The organism is Bdellovibrio sp. ArHS, assembly GCF_000786105.1.
Classification (GTDB): domain Bacteria; phylum Bdellovibrionota; class Bdellovibrionia; order Bdellovibrionales; family Bdellovibrionaceae; genus Bdellovibrio.
This window is the reverse complement of sequence record NZ_JTEV01000006.1, coordinates 95,625-110,804: the sequence shown is the minus strand read 5'-3', so window position 1 is coordinate 110,804 and position 15,180 is coordinate 95,625. Positions and strand designations below refer to the sequence as shown.

Here is a 15,180-nt window from a genome sequence, read left to right as displayed (position 1 = left end):
ATTCCCGGTGTGATCTCAGATCTGGCGAGGCAGGCTCTTTTATGCGAGATTAGGGCAAATCGTAAACGGGAGTCTTCCTATGAAAAAAATGCTTATCTCTCTTCTTGTGGTATGCAGCGGCCTTCAGGCGCTGGCGGCAAGCTCTGAACAAAAAGATCTATCCGAGGCGAAAACGCTTCTTTGCGTGTCTCCAGGCCTGGGTAACTTTGCTTTGGTTAAAATGAAATCCAAGGCACCTAAATATATTTCCAGCCGCAGCAATCCTATCGAAATTATAGAACAATCTTCGTCGGAAGTGACCTATCGCCTTTTGGCGACGGGACGTGAATACACTCTGGCATTTGCTTCTGCGCTCGAGTGGCACGAAGACGTCGATGGTCGTCTATATCCGGTTCTGGTCGGAGAATTTATCAACGGTGACCTCAGATCGCCGATTAAGTGTACGATTCAAGATTAATTAATAGAGTGGGTCGCATTTCCCCTCCCGCGGCCCCTTTTTCTTGCTACTCAGCTTCTGAAAAGATCGGGGAACTTGACGTGTTAATCGTCGCTACTGAGCTTTTCCATCTTCGGTCGTTTAAAGAGTAAAATCGGATCGCAACCTGGTCCCCATCAAAAACCTTAATTCCCGCTAGAATATCCTTCTTTAAGACGCGAGCGCCATTAAGTGACACTTCCAGCGACTTGTTGTTTTTAAACTGGTCAAATTTCAAAAGCAAAGAACGGGGCTCTTTTTTTACTGGCGCCAGCGAAGCGGGGACTCGTTTTTTTGAAGTATCGTCGTCGACTTTCCAGAAAAGATATCCTCCGAAAAGAACTGCGAAAGACAGAGTCAACAGTGATCGATTCAATGACGAAGTCCTTGGTTTTTCCGTCAAGACTTCGTAAAGAGTGATGTGCTGTTGCATGGATGGCTTTTTTTCACTGATCTCGGATTGTGCTGTCAGACTTTCTGTGGACTGATTTCCTTTGCTGAGGTTGAGTCCAGAGGCGCTTTCACCAATATACTCGCGAAGCGTTGCTGCAAACTGATCGACCCCATAATGCGCATCCAGACTTTTCAGAGACGTTTCAAAAACCGCCGCCAGTTGCAAGGCAGAAACTCGGCGTTGTGGATCGGGATCCAACATCGATTGCAAGATCCGAGCATCTTCAGTGCCCACATCGAGAATTCGTTTTTGTACCTCTTCAAGAGACCACTGTGAAAGAGCTTGGATGGTTTCTAACTCAGTCGAGGTTGAGAAAAAACGTTTTCCTGTCAAAAGCTCGTAATAAATAATCCCCAGGGCAAAGATATCAGAGGCGGGCGTGACGTTTTCCCCGCACAATTGCTCGGGACTCATGTAGGTGTATTTACCTTTGATGGTTCCCGCTTGTGTCAAAGACTCACTATCTGAAGACTTAGACACACCGAAGTCGATAATTTTGACCTCACCACCGCGACTGAGCATGATGTTGTGAGGACTCAGATCGCGATGAAGACAAATCTGCTGATGGCTTTGCAAAGAAATATGCCCATGCATGTAAGAAAGCCCCAGAGAGACTTTCGCCATGATATAATAAACCATACTTGTGGGAAAAAAGCGTCCCAGCAGGGTGACAACGCTCATAATTTCTTTAAGATTCACGCCTTCGATATATTCTTGAACAAGATACAAATTTCCTTCATGAGTGCCCATTTCCAGGGTTTGCACCAGGTTTGGATGATTCAAGGAAATAGATAGTTTCGCTTCTCTTAAAAAAAGTTTTGAATAAAACCATTTGTCGTCGGCTTGTGCGCCAATTCTTTTAATGACGAAGAGTTGTGAAGAAGGATCGCCAATTTTTCGTGCAAGAAAAATATCCGCCATGCCACCAGAAGCCAACGATCTTAGAATTTGAAAACGGCCGATTTGCTCCATTTTGGTTCCTTTTATTAACTGTCGGTCGAATTGAAGTGTGTACTTATAAAAAAACACAGTTTGTAATACTTGGGTAGCCATACAACCTCTAGAAAACGTCTAGTGCAGACGATGAGACCTGTCTATAGGGGGAAGTATGAACTTTATCTCAAAAAGAAAAGTGCAGTGGAGCTTTGCCGCATTAGGAAGCGGCGTCGTGATTATACTGGCTTTTCAAAACTGTGCTCCACAACAGTTTGGAGCCATGAATGAAGCATCTCTGTCTTCCAATGGTCAGGCATCTGGCATTCCCATATTTTATGGGGAAGGATCCGATCGTGGGGATATGAATCAGGGTGGGAGTGGTTCGCCCCCTTCGCAAAATCAGGGCAATGAGCCCGTTGCTAATCCTGCCAATCCTTCAACACTACTCAACAGCGCTATCGTCGCGACAATCTATAGTGAGAACGACCTGAAGACAGGTCTAAATCAGTGTGCGACAGCCGCCAATCCCGCTGCGGCGAAGGTGGGTTATTGGGATCTGGGTAACTATTCTTATTGTGATCAGAACAATATTCCTCAATGTCGAAATGGTTCCCAAAAAGTCGTGTGGACTCAGACGGAAATGAACACTGTTTCTAACGGTGCTCCTTCTAAAAAAATTGTCTATCACACAGTCTGTGTGAAAGACAGTGCAGAGCAGGGATTTCAAATCGTTTCAACGGCCTATAGTGCCTCAACTGACGGAGTGAATGTATGTGCGACAGCTCAAAATGCGGAATTGAAAGCCACGGGATATTTTGATTTAGGAGGGTATTCTTACTGCGATAGAGACCAAATCCCCATGTGTGCAAAGGGTTCTCACAAAGTCATTATGTCGGCAGTGCAGATTCCAAACACCCGAACTGTGAAATATCACACGGCGTGTGTAGTTAATGGAAGCACTAAGTCGCAAATCGTGTCTACGATGTACAGCGAGACGGAATATCCAAGTGAAAAGAACACGTGCATCTATCCGAATGATCCCTTGGCCTTAGCGCAAGGATATTTTGATGAAGAGGGTGTGGCTTATTGTGACCTGAAAGGTATTCCTCAGTGTGCTGGAGATGCCAAGAAGGTTATTTTGAGTGCAACTCAATCTAACAACGGGAACAGTATCAAGTATCAAACAGCCTGCGTGAAAAATTCTTCGGCTGGAACTCGCATTGTCGCGAGCATTTACAGCGAAGGATCAGCGGCAGGAGTGAACACCTGCAGAACAGCGTCAGAGCCACTGGTCGCGCAAGCGGGATACTTCGATGTCGAAAATTACGGGTATTGCGATTCAAAAAATATTCCGCAATGTCGTAACGGCTCTAAAAAGTTGGTTATGTCGGATGCGATGCTTCCCGATGGAACCATTAAATATTCAACTGTGTGTGTACAATAATCTTATGGAAGTGCGGGAGTCATCCCGCACTTTTCTTCGCATCTGGAAAGAGCCATCATGAATGTGAGATCGAAAGATAGAGGGCGTCGCGGGAGCAGCCTCATACAAGTTCTAATTGCCTTGGGTTTAACGACGATGTTGGCTTTGGGAATTGCCACGGCATTAGGTGACGGTTTCAAAGGCCAAAAGGCCCTTTCCATAAAGTCTTCGCTGATACGTTTAGATACGCTTATCAATCTGCAGTTTTCTTCTTCCGAAAATTGTACGCGGGCCTTGGTGGGACAAGTCGTTCCGACAGACGCGGCTCCCAATGTCACTGGCGTGATTATTAAGGACCCGGCGGACGGTCTCAAAACGTGGCTGCAAACGGGCTTTAGTGAAGATGGATACACGATCAAAAAAATTTCATTCGAAGGTCGCCAGGCAATGTTAGAAAACTATATTTTAACAAAGCTTTTGATTCACGCCGAAGTGACTGCCAGTGCGACGATGTTGGGGCCCAGCTCTTTCAAACCCATCGTGATTCCACTTATTTTAGAAGTAGAGCCTGGCACGAATAAAGTAAAAAGCTGCGGCGGAGAAAGTTCCGTTGACTACACCTGTGTGATGCAGGGAGGAAGCATGCTCAATCTTTGGGGCGGCATGAACTCCCAACGGCGATGTTTTTTTCCTGGTGATTTAAGTGGCACGGTTGTCTGGATGCCAGCGCAGCAGAAGTGTCAGTACCCCGATGAAGACGTCAGCATTAAAACGAATGTGGCTGCGCGCAGCCCCGCTTATTGCCACGGGGAGGCGGTTCCTTGTTGCCGCAAAGGCTTCAAAAGAACCCGCCTAGGCGAAGCCAGTGCGGGCGCAGAAAAGACCTATAGCTGTTACTTCGTGAAAAAGAATTTCTGTCTTGAGGCCGGTCAAAATGGCTGTGAGTGCAATTAGTAACGGACCGTCTGCTGGCAGTCGAAATTGACTCGAGAGAGCGCCATCGGATACGGATTTAAATAAAAGACATTCGAGTCTATAAAAGCCATCGAGGCTTTCAGGGCAAAAGTTCCAGTAGGAATGGGGCCTGCGGTTTCTACTTCGGGAGCTCCTAGTTCCAAAAAGATCGCGTCAAATTCAAAAATATTGGAGGGGCTTCCTTGAAGCTCTAAAAGAGTTCCCGACTTCATATCCTTCAACTCATAGGCTTCGATACCGCTGACCTTTTTGCCCAGACTATCAAGACCTTCCACGCTCATAAAAATTTGGGGGGACGGCAAGGCCTCTGAGAATGAAATCTTCAGGGAATGTATTTGGGAAATACTTCCTGTGGATGGGCCCGCCTCAATCGTGGTCGGACCCTGTGGCGTGCAAACGGTTTCGGTCGTCATGGCAGGGGAAAACAACGGAATCCACATCAAGAGTGATACAAAAAAATAATTATTCATATATTTCCTTTACAACCGAGGAATGTAGCTGAGATTCGATGGCTCTTAAATTGAGAAGTTTTTCTGCGGCGACATTTACAGGGTTGTGCGTTCTTTGCACAACACGAATATTAGTTTTGTAACCAGGGTGGTGTGTTTTTTTTAAAAAACACAGTATGTCGTGAGCACTTCTATTTTCAGTAAAAAAAAATCTGACCCGAACCGAAGAGTTGTTAAAGGTTCTTGATGGAATGTTTTAATGGGAGAAGATAGGTGCTTCGAACACTATTCTGTACAGCACTGGTATCGTTTGCTCTGTGGGGGCTTTCTGGCTGTGTGATTTCTTCAGAAATGGGAATCTCGGCGGTTGAGAAGGCGCCTTCTACTCCGTCTGTGGAACCAGCTCCGGAAGACGAAAAAATCACGGCGACTCTTCCGCCATTCCAAATCAATGAAAATACTGATAGCACGATAGTCCTTATACTAAATCATCCGGTACCGGTGGAGACCCTTGTATCCTGGGAAATTCAAGAACCAAGCGCCGTCGATTTTTTTCAAAAGACGTCGGGCAGCTTTACCATCGCCAAAAATGGCAGTTCAGGGACCTTCAATTTGAAGCCGATCAACGATTTAGTCTTTAAAGGGGATCACATTTTCTCTATTAAGCTGTCATCCTCGCTACCGCAATTAACTTTTGAAGGAAGTGGCAGCGGAAAATCTTTTCCCTTTGATCTTTTGGAAGATGAAGTAAAGCCTAAAGTTTCTTTTAGTGTCGCCTCTCAAAGCGTCAGCGAGGGCTACAGCACGGGGTCCGTCCGTATTTCTATGTCAGGTGTGCTAGCTGATGCCTTAGCCATTTCCTTTTCGGTGGGTGGTACGAGCACTTCTTTGACCGATCATGATCTTAGTTCGGGCTCGGTGCAAATCCCGGCCGGCTCCACTTATGTGGATCTTCCTTTTACTATCCATGATGACGTGGACATTGAGGGGACTGAAAGTCTTGTGATCACTTTGCAGAATGTCGGTTCTTCTTTGGCAAGTTTGGAAGGAGAACTTGTTCATACTGTCGTCATCACAGACAATGACTTTCCTGAACCTCTGCTTTTGTTCCCGGCTCAAATCACCCTCGCGCCAGGGGAGCAGACGACATTCACGGCCACCGGCGCCAGTCCACCTTATGTGTTTTCATTGATAGGGGATCCCGCCGCAGGCACGATGGACCCTGCAACCGGCGTGTTTGTCGCAGGAACTTATTCCGGGGAAGTACAAATTCGAGTGACCGATGTTGGGGGAAGCACCCAAGAATCCACGCTCACCGTTTTTTCGCCGACCCAGTGGGGGACTTTAAAATTGTGGTTGAATGCGGGAACCTTGTCGTTGACGGATGAAACGGCCGTTCAAACCTGGAGTGACTTTTCAGGGACGGGGAATCATGCGACCAATGGGACTGTCGCCACACGTCCTGTATTTAAAACCGGAGTTTTAAACGGCCGATCTGTCGTGCGTTTTAATGGCTCAACACAATTCTTGGAAACAGCGACGTCTCCAGTAAGTGGCGCCGCAGCTCGGACGACCGTGACCGTGATTGCGAATGGCGATATTTCTCTTGGTGATCGGCAAGTGATTGCCGGCTATGGCAATACTTCAAGTTTTTTAAACTATTACGGTCTAGCTTTTGCCAACAAGGCAGAGCATACCAACCGAGGCGCCGGCATGGGAAGTTACTATCATTCCAGCAGCGACGCGAGTTACACATATCCAAGTCTCAATAGTAACGGTTCGATGTCATCTTCGATTTTCGGTTCTAGTGAAGCGATGATTTTGGTGCAGCAATATGATGGAACGACGGACCGTCTCTATCTGAATGGAAAGCTTTTGGAAGAAAAAGGCGTGACGTTGACTACGGCGGCGTCCACAAAAATACAAATCGGTCGTCTGCGTGCTGCCGATGGGTATTTTAAAGGGGACATCGCGGAAGTCTTGGCGTTTTCTGATGTTCTGAACCTGACTCAGCAAAAGCAGCTGGAATGTTATCTGGCGAACAAATACAAGATCACTTTAGACGCATCGGCCACTTGCCATTCTGGTCCTTTGAAACTGAGTGCAGTTCCGGGTGTGAATCGTGGTAAAGTCGTGAACACCTCAGGCCAATATTCCTTTAAAGCGGCCGGAGGCAGCCCTCCGTATCAGTACAGCCTTGTCTCTGGCGGCGGCAGTGTCAACGCCGGGACGGGAGTTTACACTGCGTCTTCTTCTGCCGGAACCGCGACGATTCAAGTGACAGACTCATTGGGCGGTGTCGCGACTCAAAGTATCTCGGTCGTACCACACGCGCTGCCGATGGCCTGGTTTAAAGCCGACAGCCTTTTAGATTCTTTGGCGAATGATAGTAAGGTGACCCGCTGGGAAAATATGCTCGGCGAAGGGTTCGACTTTTCACAAATTTTAAGTAAGGCACCGACACTGAAAACAAACATTCTGAATGGTCAGCCGGTCGTTCGTTTTACTGGGACCGAGTGGATGGGGTCTGCCGTGATGCCGCCACTGCAAAATAATCCGCGCTCGATCATTGCGGTGATTGCCAATGGAAATTCTTCCATCGCTAAAACCCAGCACATTGTCGGATATGGAACGAGCTATCAAAATACGAAACTTTACAGTCTTTGCTTCCGAACCACGGATCAAAGTTTTATAACGATGAACTATCAGAATTCGTCGTCGATCTCTGCGGCGGCCTCGTCGGACAGCCCCCTTTTGATTTCTTCGATATACAACGGTACGAGCCAGGCGCTATATATTAATGGCGTTTTAAGCGTCACCAATTCACCCGCCGTGGATACCGCCAACGCAGCGATCGCTCACGGGTTGAATATAGGTAAAGACTTCTTCGGGGATATCGCCGAGATCATGGTCTTTAATCGCGATCTAACCTCGGAAGAACGCCAAGAAATCGAGAGCTTGCTGAAGGCGAAATACGGTTTGCCCTGATTCGATTTCCTAACCGTATTGATGTGGTTAGGATGAAAAACACAGTTTGAAATCCTCGATCCTGTTTTTGGTTGATTTTTTCTCACATTTAATGCTACAACGCGTCACGAAGATATTGCCTCTATGGCAAGGAGTTCTTATGAAGAAAGTATTTTTGACGTTAGCGTTGTCGGTGTTTGCTTCCTCCTTCGCGTCTGCCGAAACAATCACCTATGCGAATAGTGAGGGATGCCAGATCGAAGTGGAAAATCGCCGCAACGGCATGGTGCTTTATATATCGGCAGATGGAGATCAGGAAATCATCGGAGTGACTCATGATCGCACAAAAGGCAGCTTTGCTTACTGCGCAGACCAGGCATTACAGGTTCACTCTTATGCGGGAAGTGCGGGTGAATTGATTATGTTGTCGTGCAGTGCTCATAAGAATGATCGAGCAACCACACGAGGTCGCGCTGACATTGAATTTATCGGTGAGGAACTAAAGTCCGTGCGCTTGGAAGGACATGTTAAAAAAATGTTCGGTTGGAAAAAAGACGCGCAAATTAATTGCGTGGATTTAGAACGTCAATAAAGATTCCAAGAATCTGGCAGTGCCTATGCACTGCCATCCACCTTTCGGGTTAGTGGCACCATTCCCATTGTAAGCTGATAAACTTCCGTTTTTTTAGTGCCATCTCGACTTAAAAATTGTTGCTGTTCTTTGATGAAATCCACCATTTTTGTTCGAAGATATTCGAAGTCACTCGGACACATCGCAATCACCATCGAGCTGAAAAATCTTTCTTCGAACGAAAGTTCCTCGACGGTGGATTCTAGTTTGGAAATATGACTTCGTCCTTTTTTCAAGGTCGCTTTTCTTAAATCACCTTCGCTGATGTTTAAGGTATTATCGAAGGCAACGGACAGTCGGCCAAATTTGTTGTACCGAATTTCTCCGATAGCTAAAAGGTTATCAATGGCGGCCTGAACTTCTTTTTCCGAGATGCCAAGACGTGCGGCCATCCACGCAGAGTCCTCGCGGAAATCATCAGTGCTAATCAGTTCTAAGAGAGCTTCAAAATACCACTTATTAGAAATCTCAGTCAGTTGACGATTTTCTGCAAAGAAGAGTTTGAATTTTTCTTTATCATGAGACCTGAGGACTTCCTGAAAATGAGTATCTTCATGGAAAAGATCTTTGATTTTGCCCAGTGTTTTTTTCGATAAAGCTCTTTTCCCTTTTAAGATTTCATTCAGCGTGGAGGGCGCCATACCCAGTTGCGCGGCAAGATCTCTCTGCGAAAAGGACGGGTGCGTTTCCTGTTTTTCTTGGAGGACTCTTTGTAAGACCTGCTTGATGTCGTATTTGAAAATTTCTGACCAATTTTCCATCTAGTCTCCATAGTTGAGAATTCAAAGTGGGGCTTCAAAAAATGCTAAATTCTCTAGGGAGTCAATTTAAAGAGGCGGGGGCATATTGCATCAGTGTGTTTTTTTTTGAGAACACACTTTGCTCGCGTGAAAGTTCAAACCCGCTCAAAGACCTGCCGAAATAGTAAATTCAATGGGGGATTTGATGAGAAGAACGATTATCAAAATGGGAATTCTTTGTATCCTTATTGCGGGGTTTCAAAATTGTGCTCCGGGTAATTTTCAGTCAGATAACCTTAGTGGTACTTTCAATAACTCATCAAATCTTGAAACGGGAACGACCAATGATCAAGGTCGCCCTCAGTATGTGACCCCCACCTTCCAAGACCCTGTTCCGCAGATTGTGAATACGCCTTCTTCTCCTTCTGCGACACAGGTTGATTTAAATTCATGTGCTAATGAGTTTGAAGAGGCCAAAGCCTACTGCGATGGGCTTTTTGCTCAAAGTAAAACAGCATGCAGTGTCGTTGCCTCAGGGCAAACTGTTTATAAACTTCATGGCTTTGGGCCCGCCGCCGTCAAAAACATTACGTGCGGAGTGCAGGCCGTTCCGCCAACAAGCAGTCCGCCCGTTGTGACTCAGCCACCAGTGGTGACTCAACCATCGGCAAGCACTCCCGCCAGCCAGGGGCTGTGGAGTCCTAATATTCATGCAAATCCTATGATTATCGTAACCGATCAGACCGCGAAAGAGAATGGTGGACTGAGTTCTGTGACAGCCGTTCCGGGATGTATTAATAAATCTGTTTTATCTAATGGGGGTTCCTGCCAAGAAAGCGGCGTGTACAGAGCGACGGTAAGCGGAAAAAGTGTGAATATCGCCTTAGAGCCGGGGACGATAATCAGTATTCGCTATCGCCTCAAGAGCACGAGCTCTGGAGCCACACAAACTTTCTCTTTGCGCAATATGTACGGTGGCAGTATTGCCCGAACTGTGCGCATGTCCTTCAGTGCCGTTCCCGGAGACATGTCGCCGACCGGGGCACGTTGCGCTGTGCAGGGGGCGGGAACTCTGAGTTTAGGCGTTGCATCGCCGAATACCTGCGTACTTCCGTCATCGGCAGACGGCTACTATTATATAAATTTGCAGGCTTTGGAAACCGGCCTATCCTTGGCAAAATCGCTTTATCTTGAAAAACGCGGGACTTTGTTTGATTAAAATATCACGCTATCAGGAAGGCCCAAGCGGGCGGCAATAATACGAACTATTTCCGACGCGTTTTCTTCTAAAGCGCGTTCGGTCACATTAAACACCGGCCAGCGACGGTTCTGCTTAAAGATCTTTTCGGCGTACTCAATTTCCTTGGCGATATGGGCCATCGAAGCGTATTCGCCACCAGGATCCTGCCCGAACTTTTCCAACCGACTTTTTCGGATTCTTTGGAGCGAGTCCATATCGATGATCAAACCCACAATACGACGCTGATCAATTTTGAACAGCTCTTCGGGCAGGGGCGTATCTAACACTAAAGGCACGTTGGCAACTTTCCAGCCCTTGTGGCTCAAAAAGATAGAAAGCGGTGTCTTACTGGTGCGGGAAATTCCGACCAGCACGATGTCGGCTTTATCTAATTCTGCAAAGGTCTTTCCGTCATCATGTTTCACGGTGTATTCGATCGCTTCGATGCGTTTGAAATAGCGTTCATCGACCGCGCGCAAAGCTCCGACATGGGACTCGGAGTGTTCTCCGAAGAAGGTGTCCAAGGTGCCTAAAAGCGGACCTAATAAATCAAAATAGGGAAGGCCTTTTCCTGACGCCATCTCGCGAATTTTGTTTCGCAGTAGTTGGCTCGCCATCGTGTACACCAGCATCCCGCGACGCTCAAAACATTCTTCGATTATAGCTTCGGCTTGAGTTTCCGTGCGCACGTTTTTACAACGAATGATGTTGATGTCTTTGGACGAGTATTGCACCAAAGCCGCACGAATCATCGTGGCAGCGGTTTCCCCCGTAGAGTCAGAAAGAATATAAATCGTGTAGGTTTTGTTTTCGCTATCGCTCATTAATCGGCAAACCCATTAATCAAGGCGCGGCGTACGTTTTCGATATGCTCTTTCAACCACAGATCCGCAAACGTTGAAAAAAGAATGAAAGCAAAATCAGGACTAGCCTTGATCAGCAGGCAGGTTGTTTTGTTTTCGTGATCCAAATGCTGCAACTGCAGTTTTTCGAGCATGGCCCGCGCGTCGGTTTTTAAGACTGACAGCATCGTCATTGCCGGAATTTTCACAATGGCTTTGCCGTTATTTTTTAGAAGTTGAGTGGTGCCTTTGCAAAAGGAAGCCTGCGCCTTCCATTGTCCGTCGTGATTTTCCAAGAGAACGCCCGCCTCAAAGAGCATCGCCAGACGCGAAAAAACCACGATGGCGCGATCGATGTGATCTTCCGGAAGACCTTGCGAAATTCCGCGCACCAAAGACAGATCGCGCGAAGCCTCAAAAGCAGCGTCGTTCTTTTCGGATTCTTCCACTTTGTTTTCAAAATCGTTATCTAGAAAAGATTCTAGACGTCTTTGCACTTTTGAAATTTTTGAAACCAGTGTTTGAGATAGTTTTTCCATGAATAACGCTCCTCACTTTCATTGTGAGAAAGAAAAGGGCGTTAATCAAGCACGACCGTGAAATCTTCGAAGCTGTGATGGGTTTGCCATTCTTGTTGAACTCTCCCAGCACTTTGTCCAGGAGGAAGAAAAAGACGCAAAGAAGGCTCTTTCAATTTATGCCAAATTTCAAAGCCTTGAGTGATCCAGGTATTTAAATCATCTTGCCAAGGAATGATCACAACCCATTTGTTGGGTAAAAGCTCTTCTGAAGAAATCATCAAAGGTTGTGTGGTCTTTACCGCAAATTGCGGAAGTTCGGTCTCGGTTAAAACTTCTTGAAGATAAGAGGGGAGTGCTGGAGACACGTGCCGAGAGGCCTTAGAAACTTGGAAATTCAAATACCAATCCAAGCGAGCCGTCCACTGTGACTTTTCCAGATCAGGCACGATCCACAGCTCGGCGCCGGGATTGAAGGCACTGGCCTGGGAAAGCACGCTCAATGCCATTAGTGGGCCTTACTCACTTGATCAAGCAAGCCATTGACGAAGCTTGCGGATTCAGTGGTGCCAAATTTTTTGGCGATCTCAACGGCTTCATTGATGGCGATATTTTCTTTGATGGGATCTGCAGCGAACTTCATTTCGTAAACCGCGACGCGCAGGATATTGCGATCAATCGTCGCCATGCGCTCCACTTTCCAGTGGGCGCTGGAGGCTTGAAGTTTAGAGTCGATCGCCGCTTTGTGAGATTGAACACCTGTCACCAAGAGATCGGCGTAAGAAATCACTTCCGGATCCACGGACTGTTCGAAAACATCAAGAAATGTTTGGTAGCTGATCTGAGGTGCGAACTCAGTTTGAAAGAGGATTTGGAGTGCGAGTTCGCGGGCTTGTCGTCTTGCTGTCAGTTTCATTATTCGGCTTCTTTTCGTTTTCTACAAAGTTCATCGCTGTCAGACTTAATTGTGGATTATTTGCATCGACAAAATCAAGTAGTTCAGCATCTTCCAAAGTCTCGACAAATTCTTGAACGTCTTTGAAAGTTCGGTACACACTCGCGAAGCGGATGTAAGCCACGTCATCGAGTTGCTTAAGTTCGGCCATGACCTTTTTGCCAATTAAGCGTGAAGAGATTTCTGATTCCCCACGATTCACCACCCAAGCAGAGATTCTTTCCACCACTGCATCAATCTGCGCCAAGCCCACAGGGCGTTTTTGGCAGGCCGCTTGAAGACCTTTTAGGATTTTCTCTTTGCTATAGGGTTCACGGCGTCCGTCCTTTTTGATGATGAACGGAAAGGCAAGCATGATAGTTTCTACGGTTGAAAAACGAGCCTTACACTCAAGGCATTCACGACGGCGGCGGATGCTGCCATCTTTTTGCACTCGCGTGTCTAGTACTCTGTCATCAGCATGTCCACAGAAGGGGCATTTCATAGTCTTTGGTCCCGCCTTAAACTCGCCTGGAGATTAGGGAGACGCCGCTAGAGAGTCAATCACCAATTCACTGCGCTTGGGCCAGTCTTGCATGTCTTGATGCGTCATCCACTTAACACCACTGGTAAATGTTCGCTACACTGAAGCTCAGAAGTGAGGTGCGTGTGAAGACTTTTCTCATCATGATTTTGCCCTTGTTCATGGGCGCTGTCGCTCTAGGACAAGATTCTCAGCCGGTCGTTGGCAGGGAGGCTGCCGCGAAGTACTTCCAAAAGCGCGATCCCGCACAGAATTATGGTGGCTACGGGGGCGGTCCCCAGGATCATTATCTGGCTTTGCATGTCGGGCGCTACATGAGTTCTCAGTCGTATGATTGGGGAAAATTCGGGCAGGAAGATGACATCGGCAAAATGAATTTAGGAGTCACTTACCGCGTCGGCGAATGGCAGAACTCGATGGATTTGAACTTGCGCCTGGACTACACCGAATTTGACGTGGGTGGGGAAAAGCCTTCGAAATTATCCTTTTTGCCTCTTTTAACTTTTCCTGATGCTTCTTCGCGTTTCCCCCTTTATTTCGGGGCGGGGATCGGGCTGGGAGTTTTTTTCAAACAAGCTTCCAGCAAATCGGCCCTTTCTCTCGATTATCAACTGGTGGCCGGGGCCCGTTTCTTCGATATTTTTGAAAACACTGGCTTCTTTGTCGAAGCTGGATTAAAAAACCACATTCTTTTGCTCTCTTCAGGCCAGTTTAACGGAACTTTCCTTGCTGGCGGATTGGTATTTACGTTTTGAAAATTCATAAGCACTTAGTTGGAACCATTATCGATGCCCTTGATGAAGTCTTTGAACAAGGACAGTACGCTGACAAAGTAATTCAGCGCAATCTGAAAGCCCAAAAACAATGGGGCTCTCGCGATCGTCGCTTTTTCGCCGAAAGTATTTACGAAATCGTTCGTTGGGAACGTCTACTGGCGTACCTGGTCGATGACAATGATTTCTGGAAAATCTGGGCCGCGTATTGGATTCGCCAGGGGAACGAACTTCCTGACTGGGACGAAGTCGCTGATGTGGATGTGAAGCAGGTGCAGGCGCGACTGAAGGACATTCCCTCCTTCGCGATCGCGCAGTCCATTCCTGATTGGATGGCCGCCCGTTTGGAAAAAGAGTTGGGACCGGAATACAAAGAGACTGTGCGCGCTTTGAATCAGCCGGCAGAGGTTTTTCTTCGTACCAACACTTTGAAGACGACACCAGATGCGCTTTTGAAAACTTTGACCGAAGCGGGCATTTCTGCCACGAAGGTCTCGGCGGATCTACCTCACGCCTTGAAGTTGACGGAACGGAAGAATGTTTTTATCACGCAACCTTTTAAAGATGGCTTGTTTGAAGTGCAAGACGCCGCTTCGCAAATGATTGCTCCTTTATTGGATGTGCAACCGGGTCACCGTGTGGTCGATGCCTGTGCCGGGGCCGGAGGTAAAAGTCTGCACATGGCTTCGCTGATGCAGAACAAAGGTAAGATCATTTCTTTGGATATTCACGAGTGGAAATTGCAAGAGCTTAAAGTGCGGGCCCGCCGTGATGGTGTGGACGTGATTGAAACCCGCTTGATTGATACCACGAAAGTCATTAAGCGCATGTATGATTCGGCGGATCGAGTGTTGTTGGATGTTCCTTGTTCAGGCATCGGAGTTTTGCGCCGCAACCCTGATACAAAGTGGAAACTTTCAGATGAGGAAATCGATCGTCTGCACGTTCTGCAATATGAAATTCTGACGAGCTACGCTCCCATGACTAAAAAAGGTGGTAAGCTGGTGTACGCAACCTGCAGTCTGCTGCCGAGTGAAAATGAGAAGCAGGTCGAGAGATTCCTTGCAGAACATGGCGACAACTGGACCTTGATTAAACAAATGCATCTGCGTCCAGAGGTTGAAGGCTATGATGGCTTCTATGCCGCGCTTCTGCAGCGTAAATAGCAGGTCTTGTCGGGGATGCGAAGGATGTAACTTTATTCTTCGCAGAACTCTTCCGATAGAGGTTCGGTGAAGAATCTGTTTTTCGTCCTGATAGTTTTGATTTCTGGTAGGGG

At 47.1% G+C, this 15,180-nt stretch carries 16 protein-coding genes; 8 read left to right on the top strand and 8 right to left on the bottom strand.

Going from position 1 to position 15,180, the window contains the following annotated elements:
* The first annotated feature begins 79 nt into the window (after positions 1 to 79).
* Complete coding sequence (locus OM95_RS03525) at positions 80 to 457, top strand: hypothetical protein (RefSeq protein ID WP_041870340.1); 378 nt, start codon at positions 80 to 82, stop codon at positions 455 to 457.
* Positions 458 to 503: 46 nt separating this feature from the next.
* Here the strand turns inward: OM95_RS03525 and OM95_RS03520 are convergent, their stop codons facing one another.
* Positions 504 to 1,982, bottom strand: a complete 1,479-nt coding sequence (locus OM95_RS03520) for a serine/threonine-protein kinase (RefSeq protein ID WP_291515512.1) — start codon at positions 1,980 to 1,982, stop codon at positions 504 to 506.
* A gap of 55 nt (positions 1,983 to 2,037) precedes the next feature.
* Between OM95_RS03520 and OM95_RS03515 the strand changes: the two genes are divergently transcribed.
* Positions 2,038 to 3,309 (top strand): hypothetical protein, encoded by a 1,272-nt coding sequence (locus OM95_RS03515; RefSeq protein ID WP_041870333.1) that lies wholly within the window; start codon positions 2,038 to 2,040, stop codon positions 3,307 to 3,309.
* A gap of 57 nt (positions 3,310 to 3,366) precedes the next feature.
* On the top strand, positions 3,367 to 4,242 hold the full coding sequence (locus tag OM95_RS03510; RefSeq protein WP_041870330.1) for a hypothetical protein: 876 nt from the start codon (positions 3,367 to 3,369) through the stop codon (positions 4,240 to 4,242).
* On the opposite strand, the gene OM95_RS03505 is transcribed toward OM95_RS03510, so the two are convergent.
* A complete protein-coding gene (locus OM95_RS03505) occupies positions 4,239 to 4,733 on the bottom strand; it encodes a hypothetical protein (RefSeq protein ID WP_041870327.1) in 495 nt (164 codons plus the stop codon). The two genes, OM95_RS03510 and OM95_RS03505, sit on opposite strands and share 4 nt — an antisense overlap.
* Positions 4,734 to 4,985: 252 nt before the next feature.
* On the opposite strand from OM95_RS03505, the gene OM95_RS03500 reads away from it, so the two are divergent.
* Both OM95_RS03500 and OM95_RS03495 read left to right on the top strand, forming a co-directional pair.
* Positions 4,986 to 7,700 (top strand): Calx-beta domain-containing protein, encoded by a 2,715-nt coding sequence (locus tag OM95_RS03500; RefSeq protein WP_291515511.1) that lies wholly within the window; start codon positions 4,986 to 4,988, stop codon positions 7,698 to 7,700.
* 139 nt (positions 7,701 to 7,839) lie between these two features.
* Positions 7,840 to 8,271, top strand: coding sequence for a hypothetical protein (locus OM95_RS03495; protein WP_041870323.1), 432 nt, complete (start codon positions 7,840 to 7,842; stop codon positions 8,269 to 8,271).
* 23 nt (positions 8,272 to 8,294) lie between these two features.
* Here OM95_RS03495 and OM95_RS03490 read toward each other — a convergent pair whose 3' ends face one another.
* On the bottom strand, positions 8,295 to 9,071 hold the full coding sequence (locus tag OM95_RS03490) for a DUF4423 domain-containing protein (RefSeq protein ID WP_041870321.1): 777 nt from the start codon (positions 9,069 to 9,071) through the stop codon (positions 8,295 to 8,297).
* Between the two features lie 184 nt (positions 9,072 to 9,255).
* Between OM95_RS03490 and OM95_RS03485 the strand changes: the two genes are divergently transcribed.
* On the top strand, positions 9,256 to 10,269 hold the full coding sequence (locus OM95_RS03485; protein ID WP_041870319.1) for a hypothetical protein: 1,014 nt from the start codon (positions 9,256 to 9,258) through the stop codon (positions 10,267 to 10,269).
* Here OM95_RS03485 and OM95_RS03480 read toward each other — a convergent pair.
* The 5 genes from OM95_RS03480 to nrdR are packed head-to-tail and all read right to left on the bottom strand — an operon-like array spanning position 10,266 to position 13,089.
* Positions 10,266 to 11,114 (bottom strand): pyruvate, water dikinase regulatory protein, encoded by an 849-nt coding sequence (locus OM95_RS03480; protein ID WP_041870317.1) that lies wholly within the window; start codon positions 11,112 to 11,114, stop codon positions 10,266 to 10,268. The two genes, OM95_RS03485 and OM95_RS03480, sit on opposite strands and share 4 nt — an antisense overlap.
* Positions 11,114 to 11,671 carry a hypothetical protein gene (locus tag OM95_RS03475; protein ID WP_041870315.1) on the bottom strand — a complete coding sequence of 186 codons (558 nt, stop codon included), beginning with the start codon at positions 11,669 to 11,671 and terminating at the stop codon, positions 11,114 to 11,116. Before OM95_RS03475 ends, OM95_RS03480 begins: the two co-directional genes overlap by 1 nt.
* 41 nt (positions 11,672 to 11,712) lie before the next feature.
* Positions 11,713 to 12,159 (bottom strand): hypothetical protein, encoded by a 447-nt coding sequence (locus OM95_RS03470; RefSeq protein ID WP_041870312.1) that lies wholly within the window; start codon positions 12,157 to 12,159, stop codon positions 11,713 to 11,715.
* Positions 12,159 to 12,566 carry a transcription antitermination factor NusB gene (gene nusB / locus OM95_RS03465; RefSeq protein WP_041870310.1) on the bottom strand — a complete coding sequence of 136 codons (408 nt, stop codon included), beginning with the start codon at positions 12,564 to 12,566 and terminating at the stop codon, positions 12,159 to 12,161. Before nusB ends, OM95_RS03470 begins: the two co-directional genes overlap by 1 nt.
* Entirely contained in the window at positions 12,505 to 13,089 is a 585-nt protein-coding gene (gene nrdR, locus OM95_RS03460) for a transcriptional regulator NrdR (protein ID WP_041870308.1), read from the bottom strand. Before nrdR ends, nusB begins: the two co-directional genes overlap by 62 nt.
* 164 nt (positions 13,090 to 13,253) lie before the next feature.
* Here nrdR and OM95_RS03455 point away from each other — a divergent pair, with 164 nt between their 5' ends.
* Both OM95_RS03455 and OM95_RS03450 read left to right on the top strand, forming a co-directional pair.
* Positions 13,254 to 13,883 (top strand): hypothetical protein, encoded by a 630-nt coding sequence (locus OM95_RS03455; RefSeq protein ID WP_291515510.1) that lies wholly within the window; start codon positions 13,254 to 13,256, stop codon positions 13,881 to 13,883.
* Positions 13,880 to 15,067 (top strand): methyltransferase domain-containing protein, encoded by a 1,188-nt coding sequence (locus tag OM95_RS03450; protein WP_041870306.1) that lies wholly within the window; start codon positions 13,880 to 13,882, stop codon positions 15,065 to 15,067. The genes OM95_RS03455 and OM95_RS03450 overlap by 4 nt, the downstream gene beginning before the upstream one ends.
* Positions 15,068 to 15,180 lie beyond the last annotated feature (113 nt).

Coding starts and splice junctions, on each gene's coding strand:
- OM95_RS03525 (WP_041870340.1), top strand. CDS start 80: ATGAAAAAAATGCTTATCTCTCTTCTTGTGGTATGCAGCGGCCTTCAG.
- OM95_RS03510 (WP_041870330.1), top strand. CDS start 3,367: ATGAATGTGAGATCGAAAGATAGAGGGCGTCGCGGGAGCAGCCTCATA.
- nusB (WP_041870310.1), bottom strand. CDS start 12,566: ATGAAACTGACAGCAAGACGACAAGCCCGCGAACTCGCACTCCAAATC.
- OM95_RS03495 (WP_041870323.1), top strand. CDS start 7,840: ATGAAGAAAGTATTTTTGACGTTAGCGTTGTCGGTGTTTGCTTCCTCC.
- OM95_RS03485 (WP_041870319.1), top strand. CDS start 9,256: ATGAGAAGAACGATTATCAAAATGGGAATTCTTTGTATCCTTATTGCG.
- OM95_RS03515 (WP_041870333.1), top strand. CDS start 2,038: ATGAACTTTATCTCAAAAAGAAAAGTGCAGTGGAGCTTTGCCGCATTA.
- OM95_RS03520 (WP_291515512.1), bottom strand. CDS start 1,982: ATGGCTACCCAAGTATTACAAACTGTGTTTTTTTATAAGTACACACTT.
- OM95_RS03505 (WP_041870327.1), bottom strand. CDS start 4,733: ATGAATAATTATTTTTTTGTATCACTCTTGATGTGGATTCCGTTGTTT.
- nrdR (WP_041870308.1), bottom strand. CDS start 13,089: ATGAAATGCCCCTTCTGTGGACATGCTGATGACAGAGTACTAGACACG.
- OM95_RS03480 (WP_041870317.1), bottom strand. CDS start 11,114: ATGAGCGATAGCGAAAACAAAACCTACACGATTTATATTCTTTCTGAC.
- OM95_RS03475 (WP_041870315.1), bottom strand. CDS start 11,671: ATGGAAAAACTATCTCAAACACTGGTTTCAAAAATTTCAAAAGTGCAA.
- OM95_RS03490 (WP_041870321.1), bottom strand. CDS start 9,071: ATGGAAAATTGGTCAGAAATTTTCAAATACGACATCAAGCAGGTCTTA.
- OM95_RS03470 (WP_041870312.1), bottom strand. CDS start 12,159: ATGGCATTGAGCGTGCTTTCCCAGGCCAGTGCCTTCAATCCCGGCGCC.